Below are 23,726 nucleotides of genomic sequence, written 5' to 3'. Positions count from 1 at the left end.
GATTGCGCAAATTTTTTACACTCTAAATAAGCGCTATGTTTTAGAACGGTTATTAAGCGCCATTGCGACAACTCTCATTTAGAGTTATCGCTAAAACGACTCATTCATATTCGTGTTTAAGTTTTTGCAGCAGTAGCTACTTTTTTATTTTCAGGTGATGAAAGAATCCTGCGAATCCAAGCCGCAACATTAGGGTAAGGAGCATAATCAAAGCCAGCAAGCTTTGGCCAACTAAGGACCATAGCCCCATGAATATCAGCGATGGTTTTATTCCCGACTAAATAGTCTTTCCCTACAAGCTGCTCTTCTAAAACAGGCAAGAAGCGCTCTAAAGTGGCATTCGCTTTATCAAGCCCACTAGAATCCTGTAGTACACCTTTGAACTGCAACAGCATATCCAGTGCCGAAGCTTCCAATTGATTGCTGATAAACAATGACCAACGCAAAATATTTGCTTCAGCTTCTGGCGAGTCAGCCCATAAACGCCCTTTGCCATGCTTCCTGACTAAGTAATACAAGATAGCCTGTGTCTCGAATAAGACAAAGTCCCCATCCTGCAAGGTAGGCACCTTACCTGTTGGGTTTATCTGTCGATACTCAGGTGACTGGGAAGCCTCACTACGTGTACCTATGTTAATAAGCTCATACTCTAACCCTAGCGTCTCAAGTGTGACCATAACCATGCCCGCCCGAGATAACGCACTGCCATATACTTTCAACATAGAGAACTTCCTAACCAAGCTGTTTTCATAAAAAGAACATTAAATTCGCTTTAAAACATACAAGCCTTTAAAGCTTATTAATACGCACACTCAACGCGTTTACTTTTCGCTGTAACGACATCATATCTCTGTTCATTTGACGACGCGTGCCATCAATGGCGCTAATTGCCTGCTCATTTACGCGCACCCTCGATGCAACATTTCCTGCAGAGCTGCGAGGTCGTTTTTCTAGCGTACTTAATCGACTGGTTAGCTTTTTAAGAGAGGATAGTTGGCGTGATTGCTCGTCACCTAATGTTTCTTCAACAATAGCAATGTGTGTCTGTAACGTTGCCAGGCTCTGCTTCAGCGAGACAAGATTCTTCTTTGATGCGGCAAGAGTTTGAGCAGTGCTGGCACTTAATTTTGTTTGTTCTTTACCTACTGACTCTTGGTCTTTAGATAATTGGCCATTTATTTTTACTAACTCATTTAACTGCTTATCAACAGCCGTCACTTTCGTCGTTAACAAGCTAGCTTGAGCAATCTCTTTAGCAAGACCGCTGACTTGTTTTGCTTGCTCTGCCTGGCTTTTAGTTAATTTACTACCAGACTTCTCTGACTTATCAACACGAGTGGACAAGCTTTTCAGGTCAGCCGTTAATGCATCTAAACTCGCTTTATTGCGTTTATTAGCAACATCCCATAACTTAGCTATTTCAGTATCGTAGTGGGTATATTTTTCTATAGCATCTTGATTCACCGCGACTAGTTTCTGCTCTAAAGTTTCACCTGTCTGCACGGCACTATCATTAGCAACATTGAGCAGCTTTTCGAGTTCATTAATACGATCCGATGCACTATTTAATGATTGCTGTTGCTGAACCATCGCTTGCTGTATACCAAACCCGACATAACCTAAACCACTGCACGCAGCCGTCAATAACACCAGAATTAATGTCGTCGTCCAACCGCCATTATTGTTTCCGGCAGCAGCAGGGTGTTCAGAATGTACTTTCTTGCCAGATTGATCGACGTTAAGAGGTGCGGGGCTTCGATCTGCAGGCCCTAAATTTGGCACCTGTAGATCGTTATTATCATGACTCATCAGGACTTTTTGCCTTATTTAAAAACACTGTCCACAAATTACCAGCTTTAAACAAGCAACAAAAGTCCTGCTCTGTAGATTGTCTGCTAATTCAATCCATTAAGTGCATCGCGAGTATAGTTCTGAACACCTGTAGAGGTAACACACACATTATCTTCAATACGAATGCCTCCCCATGGTGTTAGTTCGTTCACTAACTCCCAGTTAATATGGCGAGCAAGTGGTGTAGACTTCAATTGATCCAGTAGTAACGGAATAAAATACAAACCTGGCTCAATAGTAACCACCATATTTTCTGTCAACGTACGTGTTAAACGTAAAAATGGATGCTGCACCGGTGGCGCTTGTATTAGCCCTTCGCTGTCTTGCTGCCAACCACCAATATCATGTACCTGTATTCCCAATAAATGCCCTAGCCCATGCGGGTAAAAAGTGCGTGTAATCGATAATTTATCTAAAGGATCGAGCAGTGCTGCACGCTCAATGATTCCTGCATTGGACAATATAGAAAACAATTTCTGGTGCATCTCTTCATGAAGAGTAATAAAAGAGGTGCCCGGTTTAATTGTTTCAACCAGTGCTAGTTGCGCTTGGTCCATCGCAGTCAACAAGGCCTGAAAATCCTGACTACCTTGGCTTACCGTACGTGTAATATCCGCTACATAGCCATGGCATACAGCCCCAGCATCCACCAGTAAAGTATGGTGCTGCGAAGGAGCAATACGATCTTTATACTGGTAATGCAGTACAGCGGCATGCTCATTAAGGCCAACAATATTGCTGTAAGGCAATTCACGTTCAAGATGAGTCGTGGCACTCAGGTAACCTTGATGTAATTCAAACTCACTTAAGCCTTCAAAAAACCCACGTCGTGTAAAGCGATGGCCTTTAATCGCAATGCGGTTAGCTTCACGAATGCAGCGTTGCTCCCATGCCGTTTTTTCTGCACGCTGGTAATGCAAAGCATGCATCAACGACTCTGGATTATGCTTCAGTTTTAAATGCGAGAGCTCAATATTATTTTCAGATATCAATGCTACATCACCATTAATACTGATCTGTTTTAGCTGAGCTGCTTGATCTGTGTATAAGTGAACATCAAATAGTTCACTCCAAAAATCAGCGGGCTCTGTCGCTGTCATATGCCAAAAATCATCAGGCGAGTAGATATATAAGCTCGGTTTACAGCCAGGCTTGATAAGTACCCAGCATTCTGGGTGCTCTGTTAGAAACGGCATCCATTGTACAAAGTGTGGATTGGGCTTAAATGCCGGTGCATAGTCATCAAGAAAGTAATTTTTAGTACTTCCGGAGTGAATTAACATGGCATCCAATTGCTCTTGCTCAAACAAAGCAGCGCAGCGTTGCACAAGGATAGCTAGGTGATCTCTAAATAGAGCTTCCATAATTAAGTCTGCACCTCTATGAGTCCGTCTGTTTGTAGTTCTTCACGCATTTTTTCCCAAAAAGGATCAAGCGTTGCACGGTGGCTATCTTTCAAACGGTATAAACGAATTTGTAGTGGAATATTCCATTGCTCATTCCCCGCCAGCGAAAGGCTGTTATATGTAAGGCTTTCGCTCACCAAACGCTTTGGTAACCAACCTACACCAAAACCCTCTTTAATCATGGCCTTCACACTTACCGAGTGCATATTTTCATTGATAGTAACCAGATCTGGGGGCTGAGCTACTTTAAGTAGGGAATGATCAACCAACGGCCTTAAGAATGAGCTCGCGTGATAGCTAATATAAGGAAGAGGGTTACGAGGACTCCCAGGAAGCTGAAAGAGAGGCTGGTTATCTTCCCCTAACGCCGTAACGGGAACTAGCTCTTCATCGCATACCACTAAGTATTCAAACTCGGGGCCTTCAAGCTCTTGTATGAAATTTATCAAGGGATGCCAATAACACAGCACTAGGTCGCACTGCCCTTGTGTTAACGCGGCAACAAAGTCGCTGGCAGCCCACGATGTTGAGTTCAGATTTAAGTCAATTGGAATATTATGTCGCTCAGAAGCTGGCATCAACCAGTTCCTATAAAACAACAAGTAAAGTGTTTGCGTGGTGGCAAAACGTAAACGACTTTCTACTTGCTTACGTATCTCACGACATTGAGATTTTGTATCACGAGCGATGCGCGACATGTTCTCTGCCCCAGAAAGAAAAATCTCTCCGGCGGGGGTTAAGCTCAACGGCAGAGTATTTCGGTCAATCAGCGTCACCCCCATCTCATCTTCGAGTAATTTAATGCGACGACTCAACGTAGGCTGAGTAACATTACGCTCTTCCGCTGCTCGAGAGAAATGACGAGTACCAGCCAAGGCGATAAAATCATCTAACCACCTCAACTCCATACGCTATATGCTCCGCATGTTATAAGCTCCATACAAGCCTCAAAACTGAAAATTAGCGAGTCGACAACCAATCTTTGATTGGATTCAGAATAGACGCCCCAAGTTTTCGGGAGCGCTCTGGCGACCAACCATAAACAGGATCAGGACGTTCATCATGATCCTTAAACGGCATCTCTAAGGTCATTGCGGGGCACTTAAAATGATCACCCACCCAAAACGAACCTACGGTTAGGGTCTCTGGCCCAAATTTACCGGGTTCATACCCTCTTTCCAGCTGAAAGTCAGGATTAACACGGCGAAGGTCTTCTTCAAACTGCGCTTCTTCAGCCAGAATCTTATCGGTAACATCTGGCGCGCCCGCTTGCCCGGCAATGAAATTACACGGTAACGCTTCATCTCCATGGATATCAAGGAACAGATCAACACCATTAGCTATCATCTGATCTCTAACATATAAAACTTCAGGACTTTTTTCTAATGTCGGTGTTTGCCATTCACGATTAAGATTAGTGCCAACAGCATTGGTACGAAGATGCCCACGGACTGAACCATCAGGGTTCATATTAGGTACGATCCAAAACACGCAACGTTCTAAAAGCGAACTAGCTAATGCATCTTCTTCATCAAGCAAGCGCTCTAACATTCCTTCAACAAACCATTCTGCCATGGTTTCTCCCGGATGCTGGCGCGCCGTTACCCACACATTAATTCTGCCTGCAACATCCGCCTCATCAGAAGCAATACGCAAGAGGTTAATATCTCGGCCATCTAATGAGCTACCAACATCTTGAACCTCACATAGCTCAGACTGCTGAACAGAGGCAACTAAGTCCAGATGTTGCTCAAAGCTATACGGCGCAAAATAAGCATAATAAATGCTGCCTTGATCAGGCGTATGCTCAACAATCAACTCTCCATTTTCATAGCATGTCGGTACTCTAAACCACTCTTGTCGGTCATAAGAGGCAACAGCCTTATAATTATCCCAACCATCAGGGTAAGCCGCATCCTCTGCATTAAGCAAACGCATACGCAGTGCTTCGCCAGCACCACCTTGAACACGAAAGTAGAACCATTGAAAAAAATCTGAACTTTGGTCTTTACGAATCTTTAACTGAATATCTTGTACCGAGGAAGATTCAACAACCTCGATATTGCCAGCATCAAACTGACTGCTAATCTTAAGCATGCTAGTACCCATATAAAAAGCGCTATGTAAAAGTAGCTATATAAATTTAGACATCACTGCGTCTAAGCTGTAGGCCTAAACTATAGACCCAAGCCATAGACCTAAGCTATCAATCTAAATTACAGGCGATTCTCTTCAACACCGTGACAAGCAACCTGAGTACCATCATCGAGAAGAGTCAGCACAGGGATCTCTTGCTTACAACGCTCGTTAGCATGAGGGCAACGGCCATGAAACACACAACCAGAAGGCAGGTTAACGGGTGTGGGTACTTCACCGCTAAGCTTGATGTAGTCGGGTCGATCATCTTCTAAACGAGGAATAGCCGACATCAGCGCCTGTGTATAAGGATGGCGAGGACTAGAAAACAGCTGCTTAGTTGGCGCCAATTCGCACAAGGTACCCAAGTACATAACAGCGACACGTGTACCAAAGTGTTCAACAACAGAAAGGTCGTGTGTAATAAACAGGTAAGTCAAATTACGCTGCTCTTGCGCATCCATCATTAAATTCAGCACTTGCGCCTGAATTGACACATCTAGCGCTGAGATAGGCTCATCGGCCACGATGAACTCAGGATCAACCGCTAGTGCACGCGCAATACTAATACGCTGCCTCTGCCCACCAGAAAACTCATGCGAGTAGCGCTCCCCCCAACTGGGATCAACACCTACCGACAACATGACCTCTGCTATTATGTCGTTTACCTCCGCCGATGCCATCGACGGGTTATGAAAACGAATGGGTTCTTTCAACGTTTCCATAATGGTCATACGTGGATTTAATGATGCATAGGGGTTCTGAAAAATCATCTGCATTTTTTTACGATAAGGCAGCATCTGCTTATCGCTCAAATTATCAATTCGCTCACCACGATAAGAGATTTGCCCAGCGGTTGGAGTTAATAACCCCATCACTGTTCTAGCCACGGTTGATTTACCACAACCAGACTCACCTACCACGCACAGCGCCTCTCCCTTCTTCACATCCAGAGATACACCATTAATGGCGTGCACATACTCTTGATGGCGCGTTAGTTTTCCGCCTTTAAACTGCAGCTGATCTAGCAAATCGCCGGAGATAGAAAAACGTTTATACAAGTCTCTCACTTGTACCAGTGAATTATTTTGCTCTGCCATCTTACACCTCTTTGACCAGCAATTTATCTTGCTTTGATTCAGCCACCATATGACAAGCAACCTGACAGTTACCCGACTCAGTGAAAGACGGCAGTTTCTGTTTACATACATCCATGACATATTCACAACGCGGGTTAAACGAACAACCCTTAGGAATGCGCTGTAAAGGCGGCATAGTGCCTTTAATTTGATTCAGTTTCTGGCCTGGAATTGCCATCTGCGGCAAGGCATTCATTAACCCTTGGGTATACGGGTGCTGAGCATCATTAATGACCTCCTTAGTCGGCCCTTGCTCAATAATACGCCCTGCATACATCACCAACATACGCTGCGTTACCTGTGAAACAACCCCTAAATCGTGGGTAATCAGGATCAATGCCACATTATTTTGTTCACAAAGATTGAGCATTAAATCCATGATTTCAGCTTGAATGGTCACATCCAGTGCCGTTGTTGGCTCATCTGCAATAATGATGTCCGGGTCAAGTAGCAGGCCGATAGCAATAACAATACGCTGGCGCATACCACCAGAGAGCTCATGCGGATATTGATCCAAACGTTTCTCAGGCGATGGGATCTGTACTTGCTGCAATTTTTTCAAGGAAATACGTTTTGCATCTGCTTTAGAAATCTTGCGATGCGCCAATAGACATTCCACCATCTGTACGCCGATCGTTAGCACAGGATTCAAAGTCATCATCGGGTCTTGGAAAATCATCGAAATACGATTACCGCGAATCGAGCGCAGCTCACCAGGCGCTAAGCTTGCCAGATCATTCCCTTCAAAATGAACACTCCCTGATGAAATCTGGCCGGGGCGTGATAATAGATTAATAATCGAGAAACCTAATACTGACTTACCTGCACCTGATTCACCAACAACGCCAAGGCGCTCACCGCGTTCCAATGTAAAACTGACATCTCGTAATGCTTTAACCGCGCCACTGCGAAGGCCAAAGCACACTTCTAAGTTGTTAACTTCTAACAAAGGCATGCATTACCCCTTATACAGTTTTGGGTTAAGAACATCGCGCATCCAGTCACCGAGTAAATTCATCACAAGGACCAGTACGATAAGAACAACGCCAGGTATAACCGTAATCCACCATGCGCCAGAAAAAATATACTCAAATCCACTAGAAATCAGTGACCCAAGCGATGGTTGTGAAACCGGCATACCTAGCCCCAAAAAGGACAAGGACGCTTCAGATATAATCGCATTCGCGATCTGTACCGTAGAGATAACAAGAATGGGTGACAGCGTATTAGGTAAGATATGGCGGAACATGATTCTTAATCGCCCAAAGCCCATAACCCTAGCAGCATCAACATACTCTTTCTTTTTTTCAGCCAACACTGAGGCACGAATAGTACGTGCATATTGTGGCCATTCAGCGATTCCAATCACCAGAATCAACATAATCATGGCAAGCTGTTGATACAGTTCGGTTCCAAAGGTTGCTTGAAACACAGCCAACACAATAATAGCGACCATTAGCGTCGAGAAAGACAACTGAATATCCGCTATACGCATCAAAAAGCTATCGACTCGCCCACCGATATAGCCCGCCGTTAAACCAATGACGATACCCAGCAGCGCCTGTAAAGCCACTGCACACAGACCGATCATCAAAGATACTCGCGTGCCATAGAGGATCGTCGACAGCATATCGCGACCTTGTGCATCAGTGCCCAATAGAAATCCTTCTTCACCCTCCTCCTGCCAGCTAGGGGGGATTTCAGAGTTCATAATATCAATTTGTGATGCATCGTACGGATCAAACGGTGCGATAAATGAAGCCGATATAGCCAGCACTGCATATGTCAAAAAAATCAAAAAACTAAGTTGTGCGACACGATCAATTTTAAAGCTATGCCAAAAGTGTGATGCTTTAAAACGCTGTAAAGCCGTAGGGGGCTGTTCCATATTTAGAGTAGGTTCAGACATTATTTTTTACCTGCCAGATTTACTGTCGGATTAACCAAACCATAGATCAGATCAACTAAGGTATTGGTAACAACAAAGATTGCACCCACCACAATCAGGTAAGCCACAATCAATGGCGTATCGACTCGATTCACAGCTTCAAGAAACAGAAAACCCATACCAGGCCATTGGAAAACGGTTTCTGTCAAAATGGTGTAAGCCACCATGGTGCCTATCTGCACACCGCCCACGGTAATCACTGGCAACATGGTATTTTTGAGTGCGTGTACAAAGTAAATACGTCGTGGGGAGATACCTTTTGCCCAAGCGAACTTCACATACTCAGACTGCAGTACTTCCATCATTTCAGCCCGAATCAGTCGAATAAACAACGGCAACATAATAGATGCGAGTGTAAAGCTAGGTAATATTAGATGTTTCAACCCATCTGCCGACAGCAAGCCTGTCTCCCAGAAGCCCATCACATTAGAGGTTTCTCCGCGGCCATAAGAAGGCAGCCAGTTCAACTCAATCGCGAATAGGTAAATAAGCCCTATCGCCGTCAAAAATACGGGGATAGATATTCCGACAATACTTAATCCCATTACGGTTTTTGAAAACCAACTCTGAGGATTAATCGCGGAGTAAACACCGATAGGTACTGAAAAAAGAATGATAATAATGGTAGCGCCAAACACCAGTTCCAATGTTGCTGGCAATTTTTTCATAATAACTTCAAAAGCAGGTTTTTTGAAAAAATAGGAGTCACCAAGATCACCCTGCACTGCTTTTTTGGCAAAGCGCACATATTGCACAAGAAACGGGTCATTTAATCCCATCTCTTCACGTAATGCCTGACGCTCCTCTTCTGACACTGCTTGCCCTACTAGCTCTCTTAGAGGATCACCTAAGTTATCCTGAATAGAGAAGCTAATAAGGCTGATGACAAACATCACTACAACCGCTTGAAAAAATCGTTTTACAAAAAACGCAATCATGATTATCAGCCTTAGGGTTTGGCGATGTGATTCACAAAGCCAGGGGTTATCTGCTTTTTATTCTAGGTGGGGAGCAATACTCCCCAAAGGCTATGTGTAACACCTGAATACATAATGGCGTATCCAGGCATTACAAAACGCGAGGCTTAATTCAAAGAGGTCTACTCTTTGATAATAAGGTCACCGATATATGGGAAGTTCATACCGTTAACAATCGGTGCAATTTCAACACCTTTACGTGCTCCCCAGCTTAGGTTCTGCCAGTGAAGTGGGACAAACCCAGCATCGTCATACACAGTTTTTTCCATCGCCTGCATAATGCTGGCACGCTTTTCAGGATCAGTCGTTGAATTTGCTTCGATCATCATGGCATCAACCGTAGGGTTACAGTAGTTACCACTGTTGTATTGCCCGGCACCGGTATCTTTATTGGCGCATGCTGATAAAAACTCGAAGAAGTTGTTGGTATCTTCAGTATCTGAATGCCAACCAATCATCATCATATCAGCCGCACGCTCATCAAATGCAGGCCAGTATTGAGCTTTTGGCATAGTTTTCAAATCAACTTTAATTTTGATTTTTGCCAACATAGAAACAACTGCCTGAGCAATTTTTTCATCATTCACATAACGGTTATTAGGCGCCATCATTGTGACGGTGAAACCTTCGCTGTACCCAGCTTCTTTCATTAGCTCTTTAGCTTTTTTCAGGTCATAACGTGGTGTTAATGCTGGGTTATGGCCTAAATAGCCTTTTGGTGAGAACTGAGCACCAGGTGTCGCAAAGCCTTTCATGATTTTCTTAACGATACCTTCTTGGTTTATCGCATAGTTAATCGCTGTACGTACGCGCGCATCTTTAAAGGCTTCATTACGTTCCTGGTTCATCTGGAATGTAATAATGCGGGTACCACTCATGGTTACCAATTCAACATTATCACTGCTTTTAATACGCTTATGATCCGTTGGTGGAACCGGAGCAATAAAGTCCACATCACCTGCCAACAATGCCGCTACACGCGTAGGTGCTTCTTTGATCGGTGTGAAAACGATCTTATCAACATTACCTGGAGAATTTTTATCCCAGTAGTCCGCGTTACGAGAAAACTCAACTTTAACGCCCTGCTCACGATAAGAAACAGTGTAAGGTCCTGTACCAGAAATGGTACGTGATGCAAAAGAATCACCATGCTTTACTAGCATGTCTTTTGGCTTACCGTTCGCGTCTTCTCCTGAAAAGAAAGCGCTATCCATCGGGAAAAGGTAAGTCATGTTATTAAGGATCAGAGGAAACGGCTCAGCCGTGACTAAATCAAAAGTGTGATCATCGATAACATTTAATGCCTTGAACGGAGCAAATACACCTTTAAAGTCAGGCGAGTCCTGCAAGCGCTTAAAGGTAAAAGCAACATCTTTTGTAGAGAGTTCATTACCACTGTGGAACTTTACGCCTTTGCGCAAATGAAAACGCATAGTGTTATCGTCAATACGTTCCCACTTTTCAGCCAAACGGGGCTCAAAACCTAAATTCCTATCCCATCGAACTAGTGGGTCATAGGTCATATGAGATAACTGCAATGTACCGCCGGAAAGCTGCTCATATGGGTCAAGAGAAACAGGGTCGGCGTCATAAGCCATTCTTAAGGTGGCAGCTTGTGCACTGGCTATATTCAACGCAAGTGCTGCACCTGCGAATAGCAAAGCGGTCTTTTTCATCTCGGTATCCCTTTTTAATTTTTTTGTTAGGGTATTTTGTAGTCATGAGGACTAAAACCAGACTACCGGAACGCTGCCAACATACCAATCGAGATTACGAGTGAGCCTATACAGAATCTAAATAACAAAATAAGTGCTTATTTTACAATAAGATAAAAACAAAAAACCCGACCAAAGGTCGGGTTTTTTTAAAAGCTATGAGCTAAATCACATCATTCCGCCCATGCCTCCCATTCCACCCATGCCGCCCATGTCAGGCATGCCAGCAGCTGCGCCAGCTTCCTGAGGCTTATCAGCAACCATTGCTTCAGTTGTGATCATTAGACCCGCAACAGAAGAGGCGGCCTGCAAAGCAGAACGTGTAACTTTAGCTGGGTCAAGGATACCCATTTCAAGCATATCGCCGTAAGTATCGTTACCCGCGTTATAACCGAAAGAACCTTTACCTTCACGTACTTTAGAAACAACAACTGAACCTTCACCGCCAGCATTGCTAACGATTTGGCGCAAAGGAGCTTCCATTGCACGACAAGCCAACTGAATACCGATAGTCTGGTCGTGATTCTCACCTTCCATACCTTCGATAGCCTGTAGAGCACGAACCAAGGCAACACCACCGCCAGGAACAACGCCTTCTTCTACAGCTGCACGTGTTGCATTCAATGCATCTTCAACACGCGCTTTTTTCTCTTTCATTTCAACTTCAGTTGCTGCGCCTACCTTAATAACAGCAACACCGCCAGCTAGCTTAGCAACACGCTCTTGCAGCTTTTCACGGTCGTAATCTGAAGAAGTATCTTCGATCTGAGCACGAATCTGGTTAACACGTGCTTCGATAGCGTCAGCATTACCTGCACCATCAACAACAATAGTATTTTCTTTAGTAACAGTAACGCGCTTAGCCTGACCCAAGTGCTCTAGAGTCGCTGTTTCCAGGCTCAGACCTACTTCTTCAGAAATAACAGTACCGCCAGTCAATACAGCGATATCTTCAAGCATTGCTTTACGACGATCACCAAAACCAGGAGCTTTAACAGCAGCTACTTTAACGATTCCGCGCATGTTGTTAACAACCAAAGTTGCTAACGCTTCGCCTTCAACATCTTCTGAAACGATCAACAATGGGCGTGAAGACTTAGCTACTTGCTCTAGTGTAGGAAGTAGATCACGGATGCTAGAGATTTTCTTATCAACCAATAGGATATAAGGCTGTTCTAGTTCAACCGTCATGCTCTCTTGGTTATTAATGAAGTAAGGAGACAGGTAACCACGGTCAAACTGCATACCTTCAACAACATTTAGCTCATTGTCTAAGCCAGTGCCTTCTTCAACAGTAATAACGCCTTCTTTGCCTACCTTTTCCATTGCTTCAGCAATTAGCTGACCAACAACGTCATCAGAGTTTGCAGAGATAGTACCTACTTGAGCAATCGCTTTAGTATCAGCGCAAGGAACAGCCATTTCTTTAAGCTGTGCAACAACGGCTGCTGAAGCTTTATCAATACCGCGTTTCAGATCCATTGGGTTCATACCCGCAGCAACTGATTTTAGACCTTCACATACGATAGCCTGAGCTAGTACAGTTGCAGTCGTTGTTCCGTCACCCGCTACGTCGTTAGCTTGTGAAGCAACTTCTTTAACCATCTGCGCGCCCATGTTCTCGAACTTATCTTCTAGTTCGATCTCTTTAGCTACAGATACACCATCTTTAGTGACAGTAGGTGCGCCAAACGCTTTATCCAATACAACATTACGACCTTTAGGGCCCAGTGTTGTTTTAACAGCGTTAGCTAGAACATTTACACCTTCCAGCATTCGCTGGCGAGCATCATTACCAAAACGTACGTCTTTAGCAGCCATTGTTTCTAAATCCTGTTTCTTATTAATTCGTTAATAATAAAATGACGATAGCAGTAAAAGTGTTGGAATTAGTTTTCCAAAACACCGTAAATTTCGCTTTCGTTCATAATCAACAGCTCTTCACCGTCGATCTTAACCATGTTAGAACCTGCATACTGTCCAAATAGGATCTTGTCACCTACTTTTACAGACAAAGGCTGTACTTCACCATTCTTAAGTACACGACCTTCACCAACAGCAAGAACTTCACCTTCATTCGGCTTTTCTGCAGCAGAACCTGGTAGCAAGATACCGCCAGCTGTTGTTTTTTCTTCTTCACTGCGACGAACTACTACACGATCGTGAAGCGGACGAATTTTCATCTAATTTCTCTCCTGATGGTTTAATCAAAACGCGATAAGGCTATTGATAAGTCAAAGACCGTAACCATCTGGTTACCGGTTGTTATCTTAAGTGGGGGCACACGGGTACATTTCAACACCCGCCAGGAATATTTTTAGATAAATTTACAGATTAATCATCACGACGAAATTCACCATCGATGATATCGCCTTGACGAGGCGGCTTTGAAGGATCTTTAAAGGGAGGTTTCTGATCAAACTTAGACTCATCAAATGCATCGTTTTGACCAAACGGCTGTTGCTTTGACATAGACACGACCTTAAAGCGCTTCATCAACCCTTTAACAAATGCCTGCCGAGTAATAGGTATTAAACAGCAAAAGCCTATGAAATCAGTAACAAAGCCTGGCGTTATTAATAATGCACCACCAACTGCAAGCACCAGCCCTTCAACCATTTCTTGCGCAGGCATTTCACCAGAGCTAATCCGTTGCTGTGCACGGGCTAAGGTAGACAAGCCTTGGTACCTCAACATATTGACACCAATAAAAGCCGACAATAAAACTAAACCAACGGTGTACCAGGTACCAATGGTTTGTCCGACATTAATGAGAACTGTAATTTCTACAATGGGTATCAAAATAAAAAGCAAAAAAAGAACTGGCATAGTAAGAACCTACATAATTTCGTTTATCAGACCAGATGATAGAAAAATATTCAATAATTAGACCATAGTCTAAGAATATTGTTTTTTATAGCAAAGAGTTTATTACATAATTTTTTTAAAAACTTAATAATCAAATACTTATAAGGTATTACCTGTCTTAAAACTTTCATACCAAATACATACATTCCCGTATCAACGACAAATTACTGATAGACTTTTTAGAAACCACCCACTATGTTTGTTGCACTGCAATATTTTGCAGTGCACAATAACAAATTAGATAAGTAGCAATCATAGAACAGGGCACCCTACGATGGAATTGAAAGATAAAGTTATCGTTATTACTGGTGGCGGCCGCGGACTAGGTCGTTCAATGGCTTTAGAACTAGCAGGACACGGTGCTAAATTAGCACTGGCCGACCTAAACGCAGAAGACTTGGATGTTACTGTTGGTCTTTGCATGGAAAAAGGCGTTGAAGCTCGCGGATACATCGCTAACGTTGCTGACGAAGCAAGCGTTGAAAAGCTTTTCGATGACGTCGTAGCTGACTTTGGTACACTGCACGGATTAGTGAATAATGCAGGTATCACACGTGACGGCCTGTTTATTAAAGTAAAAGACGGCAAAGTCGTTAAGAAAATGTCTATGGACCAATGGAACTTGGTTATGGATGTAAACCTAACAGGTACTTTCCTTTGTGGCCGTGAAGCTGCTATTAAAATGATCGAAACAGGCTCACAAGGATGTATCGTTAACATCTCTTCTGTTTCACGTTCAGGCAACATGGGCCAGACTAACTACACTGCTACCAAAGCAGGTGTTCAAGCCATGGCTGTTACATGGGCCAAAGAACTAGCACGTTACGGCGTACGTGCAGCGTCTATTGCTCCAGGTTACATCGGTACTGAGATGGTACTTAGCATGAAGCCAGAAGCGCTAGAAAAAATTGCTGCAGGTATCCCTGCAAAACGTCTGGGAACACCAGAAGAGATCGCAAAAACAGTGACATTCATTCTTGAGAATGACTATGTTAACGGTCGTTGCATCGAAGTAGATGGTGCACTGCGCATCTAATGCCAGCCATTGTTTTAAAAAAGCCGACTTCATGTCGGCTTTTTTGATGGCGTTTACATATTCCCCTAAGCCGGACACAATAGCGCGCATCGATTACCAAGGTTTTCTCCATGTCATCAGTAGATTCGCTACCCAATACCTGGCTAGACTCACTAAAAATTTACCTTCACCCGCGTGCTATTGCGTTATTGTTTCTTGGTTTTTCTTCAGGGTTACCAATATTACTGGTTTTTGGAACACTGTCTTTCTGGTTACGAGAAGCAGGGGTTGAGCGCAGTGTTATAACCTACTTCTCTTGGGTTGGGCTTGCTTATGGATTTAAATGGCTCTGGGCTCCCCTTATTGACCGTCTATCCCTTCCCTTTCTTTCTCACTGGCTAGGCAGGCGTAGAAGCTGGCTACTCCTTTCACAGTGCTTATTAATTGCTAGCTTGTCAGGACTGGCCTTCTCTGACCCACTACTGCACTTGGAATACATGGCACTACTGGCTATCGCGGTTGCTTTTAGTTCAGCTACTCAAGATATTGTCATTGACGCATACCGCATTGAATCAGCCGGTGAGCGCTTGCAAGCGGCAATGGCAGCGACCTATATGGCAGGTTACCGATTAGCTATGATCGTTGCTGGAGCCGGCGTCTTAGCACTCGCAGCATGGATAGAGATAGACCCTAGCATCTACTCTCAACATTCTTGGCAAGTAGCCTACCTTTGCATGGCGGCGCTCATGGGAACAGGGCTAATTACTACTCTAGTGATTGCTGAACCTCCTGCAGTTGAGATGGACCGAGAAACACTACAACAGCAACGAGACATCACTGAGAAAGCGGAAAAAATGGCGCATTTACCTTTGTGGTTATCACGCTTTTTGGGTTGGAGCTATATTGCCATACTTTGCCCATTTTCAGATTTCATTAAGCGTTACGGAAAACAAGCCATTATCATTTTGGCCCTCATCGGAACTTACCGTATATCAGATGTCATTCTTGGAATTATCGCTAATGTATTCTATGTCGACATGGGATTCAGTAAGCAAGAAGTGGCTAAAATTATTAAGATTTATGGCGTTATTATGACAATTGTTGGCGCTGGCTTAGGTGGAATTTTAGTCAGCCGTTTTGGCGTAATGAAGATTCTTTTCGCAGGGGCATTACTGGCAGCCGGCACGAACTTTCTGTTTGCTTGGTTAGCCATGGTAGGCCACAACACTACGATGCTAACTATCGTCATCTCCTTAGATAACCTCAGCGGAGGTATTGCAACAGCCGCTTTTGTTGCTTACCTATCAAGCCTTACTAATATCCAGTATTCAGCAACTCAATATGCACTATTTAGTTCTGTCATGCTGCTTTTCCCTAAATTTTTAGGTGGTTTTTCAGGTGGTATTGTTGATAGTTTCGATTACACCTGGTTTTTTACCGGGACAGCCATACTTGGGCTTCCTGTATTAATTCTGGTATGGATGGCGGCACGCGTTACTCCTATTAACACCAAGTTGTGACAAATCAAATACATTAACACCAAACACGAATGATAATGATTTCTATTTACATTACTGAATGATTACTCTATTCTTCCTCTATACCACACGGAGGATAAATCATGACCTATCAAATAAACGCCTGGTTGGAACGAGCTGATCCATACATCAAAGTTATCCATAAAGCTCGTAAGATACCGGTCATTCAATGGAATGGTGATCAAGTAAAAGAGATGATAGCCACTGGATCTCTTTGCCCTGCCGACTTCTCTGATCCAAGAACGAATGAACAAGAACTTATTAAAGAGCTATTTCTTTTATCGTTCCTAGTTGAAGACAACGCAATATGAACTTTTTATGACATTGTTGACTTCATGTCACTTAAACTAGATTATGCATCACAACGTATATACATAAGATGTACTTTAAATATGCATACAAGCACGCTTTTCTGATGTATTTTTCTCACATTACCTACTGAGGTCCTAGGAGATGGGTACAAAAAAGAAACCAAAAAATAGCCAGCTTGTGATTCGTATCAATGAAGATGAGCGTAATGATTTTGTATCATTATGTGATGAACTGGATACGAGTGCAGCTCGAGAGTTACGCCGGTTTATACGTAGTTTTATTGCGGAGCAAGGACAAGAGCCTAAAAACTAAGGCTGTTTAACCAGCAAAGCAATACTCATGGAAATTAAATGGAGAAGTTCAAATGTCTAAAGTAACTACAAAAGAAGTTAAAAGCGAAATCAAAGCACGTGCAGCAAAAATCGAGAAGCAAGAAGGCAAAATCAAGAAGCTGAAAAAGCAGCTTAAAAAAAGCAAGTAATACTGCTTTTTAGCGACTGCTCAAGGGGCGGCTTATTCTAATGCCGACCCCTTGTGTACTGACTACTAGTCTCGAAAATTATTGTACTGTAGCGGCATCTCAATATCTGAGTCCTTCAATAATGCCATCGCTTGCTGAAGATCATCTCGTTTCTTCCCCGTCACACGCACCTTCTCTCCTTGAATCTGCGTTTGAACTTTCAATTTAGCGTCTTTTATTACTTTAATAATTTTCTTAGCTACTGGCTGGTCAAGCCCCTGCTTAATCGCTAACTCTTGGCGTGCTTTAACACCCGATGTATCAGGGTCTTTTACTTCCAAGCATTTAGTATCAATTCCACGAGCTATCAGCTTAGAGCGTAACATGTCCAGCATTTGGTGAAGCTGAAAATCGACTTCTGCTTCCATGTTTACATTGTCACCATTCAATTCAAATCTGGCGGCAACACCTTTAAAATCAAAACGTGTCTGTAGTTCTCGGCTAGCTTGATCCACCGCATTGGTGACTTCGTGTTTATCCAGCTCAGAAACAATATCGAATGATGGCATACTCGTTTTCCTCAATGACTTTTATTACAGTATTAGCTGCGTTATTTTAACCAAGCAAGCGAGGCTTTTCACCTTATGCATCAAGCTGAAAAGCAATTCTCGTTATTATGATGCGCTACTTAATGGATATTTATGCATTGGCATATTCTAGGCGCTGGCGCCATCGGCTGTATCTGGGCTGCACAGCTTTATAAATCCGAACACGATGTTACTTTAATTCTTCGCAGTAAAGAACGCCTCCAGCAATTAAGTGAAAGCCAAGGCATCATTTATCAGTCTACTAATGGCGAAACCAGTACATTCAATGTTGGTGCAGAGCTTGCGGAAAACAATACCCCCATCAAAAACTTGCTGATCTGCACCAAAGCCTACTCCACCATTAGCGCATTACAGTCAGTCGCAGATCGACTAAGCAGTGATACTAATGTGGTATTACTGCAAAACGGTCTAGGGCCTCAACAGGAAGCCGTTAAGCTTTTCCCAGAGTTGTCTATCTGGGCAGCAACAACAACCGACGGTGCCTACCTCAGTGCCCCTTATCATGTTGTAAGAGCTGGCCATGGAGAAACGCTCATTGGAGCTATTTCAATGAAAGCGCAGCCATCTTTGGATAATATAATCCCCACTCCTTGCGGCGATTTAAAGATAACTACTAGCGAAAATATAGAACACAAGCTGTGGTGTAAGGTTGCTATTAACGCGGCGATTAATCCTTTGACTGCATTAAATAACTGCAAAAATGGAATACTAGTGTCAGACACTACCCTTGCTAATAAAATGCAGAAAATATGTGAGGAGGTCGAAAAAATCGCTGCCGCCTGTGGACAAGATTTATTTGATAAACCTTTATATGAAATGGCTAGGTTAATAGCCAGCACAACCGCAGAAAACTACTCTTCTATGTTGCAGGACATTAAACAGAACAGACCGACAGAGATTGAACAAATTACCGGATTTTTATGCCAACAAGCGGATAAATTTGAGTGCCATGCGCCTGAAAACCGTATGTTGTTACAACAAATCAAACAACTCTCGTCAGTAACTCCACCGACTTAGCGGCGAACAACCAAAAGCCTGCGCTACCAAATCTAAATTTTCAGCCCCAGAAACAAAAAAGGCTCAGCGAGAACGCTGAGCCTTTTTAACTTACTCGTCGATAATTACACTATTTGATGCTCATCAGCAGTGCCTAAGATAGCCATATCTGGAATATCCAGGGCATCAAATGCATTCGATACAGCACCGTCATAGGCAAAATCATTCTGATCCATTCCAAGATCCAGCGAGCTTAGGCTAGTCTGACTTGTAACAGAAGACTCAAGGCTTTCTACATTGCTCAAATCAATGCCATCGCCTTTAGCGAAGTACACATCAACAAGATCAACTTTCGAACCATCAGTCTGCTCAGCAGTAGACCAATCTAGCAAACGGTTACCATTTTGCTCTGTTTCAGCACCTTCAGTACGTGTTTCAAACTGCACATCCAATTCAGCTAAACCAGCATCAGTCAGTGAGCTTAATTCACCCGCATCAGTAATACCGTTCTCGTTTGCATCCTGCCAAACTTGTAGTTGAGCAAACGCATCATCCGAAAGGTCAATGACACCATCACCGTTAGTATCAAATCCAGCTAACTTACGGAATCCGTCACCGGTATTATCGCCACCAAACATCTCACTACGGTTATCTACTACACCGTTACCGTTTACATCATGAACAATGAAAGCATCCGAACCAGAAATCCAACCCGTGCTATCAGCTGACCCATCATTATCCATATCGAAACGAGTACCGGCTTCAACACTCAGTGTTTGTACACCGTTACCATCCAAGTCAACTACGATAGGACAGTAATAAGCACCAACATCCCAGTTGTTATCCTGTTCGCCTTCATCCAACCAGATCCAAGAAGTATTACCGCTGTTATTCACATCAGAGTCAGAACTATCGCTTGCTCTATCCTTGCCGGTAAACTCATAGCCATACGGCAATGTGCTCTTATCAGCGCGAATATAATAGTAACCTTCATCTAGATTGTTGAATGAGTAATCACCATTAGCATCGGTATAAGTTTTAGCAGCCCAAACTGTTGTGCTTCCAGTCCACTTATAAAGATCTAAACGAACATCATCAATCCCACTTTCAGAAGAATCTTGATAGCCATCTTGGTCTTTATCATGCCAAACACGATCGCCTAATGATGCTTTCTGAGCTCCTTCACCATTTACTACAACTTTATACGTTGATTGGTTCTCACCGCCGTTCCCGTCACTTACTACATATGTGAAAGAAGTCGCCGCAGTTTCGCCAGTGTTCAGAGCGTCAAACTCACCGTTTGTATCAAACTCAACCGTACCATCAGCGTAGATATAGAGTAGTCCACCATTGTCGCCCGCAGCTACATGCCAATCATCGCCACCATTGGTAAGGTCTTCACCTTCCAACGATTTAACGAAGACAGAGTCACCGTCAGCATCCGTTGCGTTTGTCAGCGCGTTGGTTGCCAATGTCTGGCGACCATCACTTTCAGAAACAGTAACGCATTCATCACCGTCTTCTGGAGCTACGTTCAGAGGAGCCGTATCACAGTTTTTCAGTACGATGCTGTCAATACGAGCGTATTCAGATCCTTCACACCAACCCACAATTTTAATGGTGTCGCCAGTGTTCAGCTGTAAGTCATCAATAGTAACCGATGTGAACCCATTGGTATGGTCTCCCACTTGCTGATCAAGGTTGATCGTCTTAACGGTTGTACCATTTATCTTAATTTTCAGCATACCGGCACCATCATTCTCGTCGATGTAGTTCAACGTGAAGTCATAGCTACCGCTGTCGCCGTTAAAGGTGGTTTTAACATAGCCATCATGATCAGAAAGCTTAACCACTGCGCCGCCTGACGCTGCTGAGTTGGATTCAATCGTGTAATCAACACGCTGCATGTCTTCTGCTTCGATGATGATTGGTGCACATTCGCCGCTTTCACAAACAGACTCTTTAACCTGCACGTTTAAATGCTGAATTTTAAAGTAGTCATTAGAGCTTGTAGTCTTAGCAGCAATGATCAGCACATTACCCGCAAGCTCATCAGAGTTAAGATCAGCTAAGCGTGTGCTGCTGCTACCGTTACTTACTTCGCTAAAGCCCATATCAGCAAGAACAGAGTCACTCAGTGTCAGGTGACTATCAAATGCACCATCAACGGTTCCAACCCAAACACTCATGTCGCTATCGTTGTAAACATAGCCCAAGAAAGCACTATCGATAGTTACTGTGTCGCTAAACTCAAACAGTACGTAATCATCACGACCATTATTATCAACCGTGTGACTGCTGCCAGAACCGCTTTCACCACGGTTAGTAACACCTAAACCGCCAGAGAAAGTTCCTAGATATGCTGTTTCCCATGTATTAGTTTCATCGCTGCGACTGAACGCACTGGCATTAACAGTCACGCCATTTTCTGTGTAGCTACGGATGTTTCCGTAAGTACCTGAACCAGAAGAGCTACCGTTAAAGTTAAACGAAACATCCGTAGTGGTGTACTCAACTAAACCAGCATCAACAGTTAGGTTATTATCACCTGCTGCTAATACGTACTGACCCGTTACACCACTTGAGTTTGCATCAGAGTCGACATCATCAGCCGCTGCGTCTTGGTCTGTGAAAATGTAACCACTCGGTGCTGTGAAGGAAACACTGTAAGTTCCTGGCACTAAATCAGTAAACAAGTATTCACCAGCAGCGTCAGTAGACGTTGTCGCTACAGTAGCACCTGATGCATCCAACAAGTTAACAGCTACACCGGCTACACCGGCTTCATCTGCATCTTGAACACCATCACAATCTTTATCGAGCCATACTTTATCGCCCAAAGAAGCACCCGGTACACTTTCACCGTTCACGATAACTTTATACGTCGATTCGTTCTCACCGCCTTTTCCGTCACTTACTACATATGTGAAAGAAGTAGCCGCTGTTTCACCCGCATTTAGCGCGTCAAACTCGCCGTTTGTATCAAATTCAACCGTACCATCAGCATAGATGTAAAGTAGTCCACCATTGTCACCAACAGCCACAGCCCAATCATCACCACCGTTTGTTAAGTCTTCACCTTCCAGAGATTTAACAAAGACAGAATCACCATCAGCATCCGTAGCATTTGCCAGCGCGTTAGTTGCTAATGTCTGACGACCATCACTTTCAGAAACAGTCACACACTCGTCGCCGTCTACTGGAGCTTCATTAGTAGGTGCTGTATCGCAGTTCTCCAATACAATACTATCGATACGTGCATACTCACTTCCTTCTTTCCAACCAACAACTTTAATCACATCACCTTTATTCAATTGGAGGTCATCAATTGTCACTGATGTGAAGCCATTCGTATGATCACCCACTTGCTGATCAAGGTTGATCGTCTTAACAGTCGTGCCGTTAATCTTAATCTTCAGCATGCCACAACCATCATTCTCGTCGATATAGTTCAACGTGAAGTCATAGTTACCACTTGGGCCATCGAAGGTAGTTTTCACATAGCCGTCGTAGTCAGTCAATTTAACAACAGCCCCGCCAGATGCATCACTATTAGACTCAATTCTATAGTCACAGCGCTGCATATCTTCCGCTTCGATAACGATAGGGGCGCAAGCACCTGTATCACAAGCAGCTTCTTTCACCTGTACGTTCAAATGCTCGATTTTAAAGTAGTCATTAGAGCTAGTAGTTTTAGCTGCAATAATCAGTACATTACCCGCAAGTTCGCCAGCATTAAGGTCAGCTAAGCGTGTGCTGCTGCTACCGTTGCTAACTTCACTAAAGCCCATATCAGCTAGAACAGAGTCGCTTAGTGTTAAATGGTTATCAAATGCGCCATCAACGGTGCCAACCCAAACACTCATGTCACTGTCGTTGTAAACATAGCCCAAGAAAGCACTATCGATAGTTACAATATCGCTAAACTCGAACAGTACGTAATCATCATTACCACTGTTATCAACTGTATGACTTCTACCAGAACCGCTCTCTCCACGGTTAGTAACACCTAAACCACCAGAGAATGCACCAAGGTATGCAGTATCCCAAGTATTAGTTGCATCACATCGACTGAAAGCACTCGCATTAACAGTCACGCCATTCTCTGTATAGCTACGAATGTTTCCATAAGTACCAGAACCAGAAGAACTACCGTTAAAGTTAAAAGAAACATCCGTAGTGGTGTACTCAACTAAGCCCGCATCAACAGTTAGGTTATTATCACCTGCTGCTAAAACGTACTGCCCAGTTACACCGCTTGAGTTTGCATCTGAGTCAACATCATCAGCCGCTGCATCCTGGTCTGTGAAAATGTAACCACTCGGTGCAGTAAAGGAAACACTGTAAGTGCCTGGCACTAAATCAGTGAACAAATATTCACCAGCAGCGTCTGTAGACGTTGTAGCTACAGTAGCACCTGATGCATCCAACAAGTTAACAGCTACGCCTGCTACACCTGCTTCATCTGCATCTTGAATACCATCACAATTTTTATCGAGCCATACCTTATCGCCCAAAGAAGCATTCTGCACTTCAGCAACGAGCCCTGCATCCCAGCTTAGATCGTTCTCGCCAGAGGTCAGTGTCGTTGTCACGGTACGACCAGTCGTCACGTTGGCATCAGAGTCAGACGCATCGTTGCCCTGATCCTGCTGTGTGAAGTTGTAGCCGTTTGGTGCTACGAACTCAACGCTGTAGTCGCCTGGTGTCAGGTTATCAAACAGGTAGTAACCTGCGTTGCCTGCATTATCAGCGGT

20 protein-coding genes are annotated in these 23,726 nt (G+C 43.7%); 5 read left to right on the top strand and 15 right to left on the bottom strand.

Annotated features, from left to right (window positions below; all coding sequences use genetic code 11):
• Window positions 1–116 precede the first annotated feature (116 nt).
• The 13 genes from G511_RS0115800 to G511_RS0115740 all read right to left on the bottom strand — a co-directional run bounded on the left by G511_RS0115800 (window position 117) and on the right by G511_RS0115740 (window position 14,001).
• The gene (locus tag G511_RS0115800) at window positions 117–722 is read right to left on the bottom strand and encodes a glutathione S-transferase family protein (protein ID WP_028470500.1); all 606 of its coding nucleotides are present in this window, start codon (window positions 720–722) and stop codon (window positions 117–119) included.
• A 67-nt stretch (window positions 723–789) separates the two neighbouring features.
• The gene (locus tag G511_RS0115795; protein ID WP_028470499.1) at window positions 790–1,809 is read right to left on the bottom strand and encodes a hypothetical protein; all 1,020 of its coding nucleotides are present in this window, start codon (window positions 1,807–1,809) and stop codon (window positions 790–792) included.
• A gap of 86 nt (window positions 1,810–1,895) precedes the next feature.
• A complete protein-coding gene (pepQ, locus tag G511_RS0115790) occupies window positions 1,896–3,215 on the bottom strand; it encodes a Xaa-Pro dipeptidase (RefSeq protein ID WP_028470498.1) in 1,320 nt (439 codons plus the stop codon).
• Between the two features lie 2 nt (window positions 3,216–3,217).
• Window positions 3,218–4,165, bottom strand: a complete 948-nt coding sequence (locus G511_RS0115785; RefSeq protein WP_028470497.1) for a LysR family transcriptional regulator — start codon at window positions 4,163–4,165, stop codon at window positions 3,218–3,220.
• A 52-nt stretch (window positions 4,166–4,217) separates the two neighbouring features.
• Window positions 4,218–5,354, bottom strand: coding sequence for a M14 family metallopeptidase (locus tag G511_RS0115780; RefSeq protein ID WP_036552259.1), 1,137 nt, complete (start codon window positions 5,352–5,354; stop codon window positions 4,218–4,220).
• Between the two features lie 119 nt (window positions 5,355–5,473).
• Complete coding sequence (locus tag G511_RS0115775; protein ID WP_051222149.1) at window positions 5,474–6,493, bottom strand: ABC transporter ATP-binding protein; 1,020 nt, start codon at window positions 6,491–6,493, stop codon at window positions 5,474–5,476.
• A gap of 1 nt (window position 6,494) precedes the next feature.
• The gene (locus tag G511_RS0115770) at window positions 6,495–7,487 is read right to left on the bottom strand and encodes an ABC transporter ATP-binding protein (protein ID WP_028470494.1); all 993 of its coding nucleotides are present in this window, start codon (window positions 7,485–7,487) and stop codon (window positions 6,495–6,497) included.
• A gap of 3 nt (window positions 7,488–7,490) precedes the next feature.
• Entirely contained in the window at window positions 7,491–8,441 is a 951-nt protein-coding gene (locus tag G511_RS0115765; RefSeq protein ID WP_028470493.1) for an ABC transporter permease, read from the bottom strand.
• Entirely contained in the window at window positions 8,441–9,418 is a 978-nt protein-coding gene (locus G511_RS0115760; RefSeq protein WP_028470492.1) for an ABC transporter permease, read from the bottom strand. Before G511_RS0115760 ends, G511_RS0115765 begins: the two co-directional genes overlap by 1 nt.
• 161 nt (window positions 9,419–9,579) lie before the next feature.
• On the bottom strand, window positions 9,580–11,133 hold the full coding sequence (locus tag G511_RS0115755; protein ID WP_028470491.1) for an ABC transporter substrate-binding protein: 1,554 nt from the start codon (window positions 11,131–11,133) through the stop codon (window positions 9,580–9,582).
• A gap of 207 nt (window positions 11,134–11,340) precedes the next feature.
• Window positions 11,341–12,993: a chaperonin GroEL gene (gene groL, locus G511_RS0115750; protein ID WP_028470490.1), complete on the bottom strand. Its 1,653-nt coding sequence runs from the start codon at window positions 12,991–12,993 to the stop codon at window positions 11,341–11,343.
• Window positions 12,994–13,061: 68 nt separating this feature from the next.
• Window positions 13,062–13,355, bottom strand: a complete 294-nt coding sequence (locus G511_RS0115745) for a co-chaperone GroES (protein WP_028470489.1) — start codon at window positions 13,353–13,355, stop codon at window positions 13,062–13,064.
• Between the two features lie 151 nt (window positions 13,356–13,506).
• On the bottom strand, window positions 13,507–14,001 hold the full coding sequence (locus G511_RS0115740; protein WP_028470488.1) for an FxsA family protein: 495 nt from the start codon (window positions 13,999–14,001) through the stop codon (window positions 13,507–13,509).
• A 313-nt stretch (window positions 14,002–14,314) separates the two neighbouring features.
• Here G511_RS0115740 and G511_RS0115735 point away from each other — a divergent pair, with 313 nt between their 5' ends.
• The 4 genes from G511_RS0115735 to G511_RS24555 all read left to right on the top strand — a co-directional run bounded on the left by G511_RS0115735 (window position 14,315) and on the right by G511_RS24555 (window position 17,217).
• Window positions 14,315–15,076 (top strand): SDR family oxidoreductase, encoded by a 762-nt coding sequence (locus G511_RS0115735; RefSeq protein ID WP_028470487.1) that lies wholly within the window; start codon window positions 14,315–14,317, stop codon window positions 15,074–15,076.
• A 110-nt stretch (window positions 15,077–15,186) separates the two neighbouring features.
• Entirely contained in the window at window positions 15,187–16,575 is a 1,389-nt protein-coding gene (locus G511_RS0115730; RefSeq protein ID WP_028470486.1) for an AmpG family muropeptide MFS transporter, read from the top strand.
• Window positions 16,576–16,676: 101 nt separating this feature from the next.
• A complete protein-coding gene (locus tag G511_RS0115725; RefSeq protein ID WP_028470485.1) occupies window positions 16,677–16,904 on the top strand; it encodes a hypothetical protein in 228 nt (75 codons plus the stop codon).
• Between the two features lie 142 nt (window positions 16,905–17,046).
• Window positions 17,047–17,217 (top strand): hypothetical protein, encoded by a 171-nt coding sequence (locus G511_RS24555; protein ID WP_169565790.1) that lies wholly within the window; start codon window positions 17,047–17,049, stop codon window positions 17,215–17,217.
• A 234-nt stretch (window positions 17,218–17,451) separates the two neighbouring features.
• Here G511_RS24555 and G511_RS0115710 read toward each other — a convergent pair whose 3' ends face one another.
• A complete protein-coding gene (locus G511_RS0115710; protein ID WP_028470484.1) occupies window positions 17,452–17,934 on the bottom strand; it encodes a YajQ family cyclic di-GMP-binding protein in 483 nt (160 codons plus the stop codon).
• A 132-nt stretch (window positions 17,935–18,066) separates the two neighbouring features.
• Between G511_RS0115710 and G511_RS0115705 the strand changes: the two genes are divergently transcribed.
• Window positions 18,067–18,990, top strand: a complete 924-nt coding sequence (locus tag G511_RS0115705) for a ketopantoate reductase family protein (protein ID WP_028470483.1) — start codon at window positions 18,067–18,069, stop codon at window positions 18,988–18,990.
• Window positions 18,991–19,094: 104 nt separating this feature from the next.
• On the opposite strand, the gene G511_RS0115700 is transcribed toward G511_RS0115705, so the two are convergent.
• The coding region (locus G511_RS0115700) for an SdrD B-like domain-containing protein (RefSeq protein ID WP_028470482.1) at window positions 19,095–23,726 on the bottom strand (4,632 nt) is incomplete at its 5' end.

Source organism: Neptunomonas japonica DSM 18939 (genome assembly GCF_000422765.1).
Taxonomy (GTDB): Bacteria; Pseudomonadota; Gammaproteobacteria; order Pseudomonadales; family Balneatricaceae; genus Neptunomonas; species Neptunomonas japonica.
Note: the sequence above shows the minus strand (reverse complement) of the source record. Positions and strands in the feature narration are given on the sequence as shown.

Bases quoted from the DNA above. Each gene is read 5' to 3' on its own strand.
- G511_RS0115775 (WP_051222149.1), bottom strand. From the start codon at position 6,493: ATGGCAGAGCAAAATAATTCACTGGTACAAGTGAGAGACTTGTATAAA.
- G511_RS0115760 (WP_028470492.1), bottom strand. From the start codon at position 9,418: ATGATTGCGTTTTTTGTAAAACGATTTTTTCAAGCGGTTGTAGTGATG.
- G511_RS24555 (WP_169565790.1), top strand. From the start codon at position 17,047: ATGGGTACAAAAAAGAAACCAAAAAATAGCCAGCTTGTGATTCGTATC.
- G511_RS0115780 (WP_036552259.1), bottom strand. From the start codon at position 5,354: ATGCTTAAGATTAGCAGTCAGTTTGATGCTGGCAATATCGAGGTTGTT.
- G511_RS0115730 (WP_028470486.1), top strand. From the start codon at position 15,187: ATGTCATCAGTAGATTCGCTACCCAATACCTGGCTAGACTCACTAAAA.
- G511_RS0115795 (WP_028470499.1), bottom strand. From the start codon at position 1,809: ATGAGTCATGATAATAACGATCTACAGGTGCCAAATTTAGGGCCTGCA.
- G511_RS0115705 (WP_028470483.1), top strand. From the start codon at position 18,067: ATGCATTGGCATATTCTAGGCGCTGGCGCCATCGGCTGTATCTGGGCT.
- G511_RS0115785 (WP_028470497.1), bottom strand. From the start codon at position 4,165: ATGGAGTTGAGGTGGTTAGATGATTTTATCGCCTTGGCTGGTACTCGT.
- G511_RS0115755 (WP_028470491.1), bottom strand. From the start codon at position 11,133: ATGAAAAAGACCGCTTTGCTATTCGCAGGTGCAGCACTTGCGTTGAAT.
- G511_RS0115710 (WP_028470484.1), bottom strand. From the start codon at position 17,934: ATGCCATCATTCGATATTGTTTCTGAGCTGGATAAACACGAAGTCACC.
- G511_RS0115735 (WP_028470487.1), top strand. From the start codon at position 14,315: ATGGAATTGAAAGATAAAGTTATCGTTATTACTGGTGGCGGCCGCGGA.
- G511_RS0115765 (WP_028470493.1), bottom strand. From the start codon at position 8,441: ATGTCTGAACCTACTCTAAATATGGAACAGCCCCCTACGGCTTTACAG.
- pepQ (WP_028470498.1), bottom strand. From the start codon at position 3,215: ATGGAAGCTCTATTTAGAGATCACCTAGCTATCCTTGTGCAACGCTGC.
- G511_RS0115740 (WP_028470488.1), bottom strand. From the start codon at position 14,001: ATGCCAGTTCTTTTTTTGCTTTTTATTTTGATACCCATTGTAGAAATT.
- G511_RS0115745 (WP_028470489.1), bottom strand. From the start codon at position 13,355: ATGAAAATTCGTCCGCTTCACGATCGTGTAGTAGTTCGTCGCAGTGAA.
- groL (WP_028470490.1), bottom strand. From the start codon at position 12,993: ATGGCTGCTAAAGACGTACGTTTTGGTAATGATGCTCGCCAGCGAATG.
- G511_RS0115770 (WP_028470494.1), bottom strand. From the start codon at position 7,487: ATGCCTTTGTTAGAAGTTAACAACTTAGAAGTGTGCTTTGGCCTTCGC.
- G511_RS0115800 (WP_028470500.1), bottom strand. From the start codon at position 722: ATGTTGAAAGTATATGGCAGTGCGTTATCTCGGGCGGGCATGGTTATG.
- G511_RS0115725 (WP_028470485.1), top strand. From the start codon at position 16,677: ATGACCTATCAAATAAACGCCTGGTTGGAACGAGCTGATCCATACATC.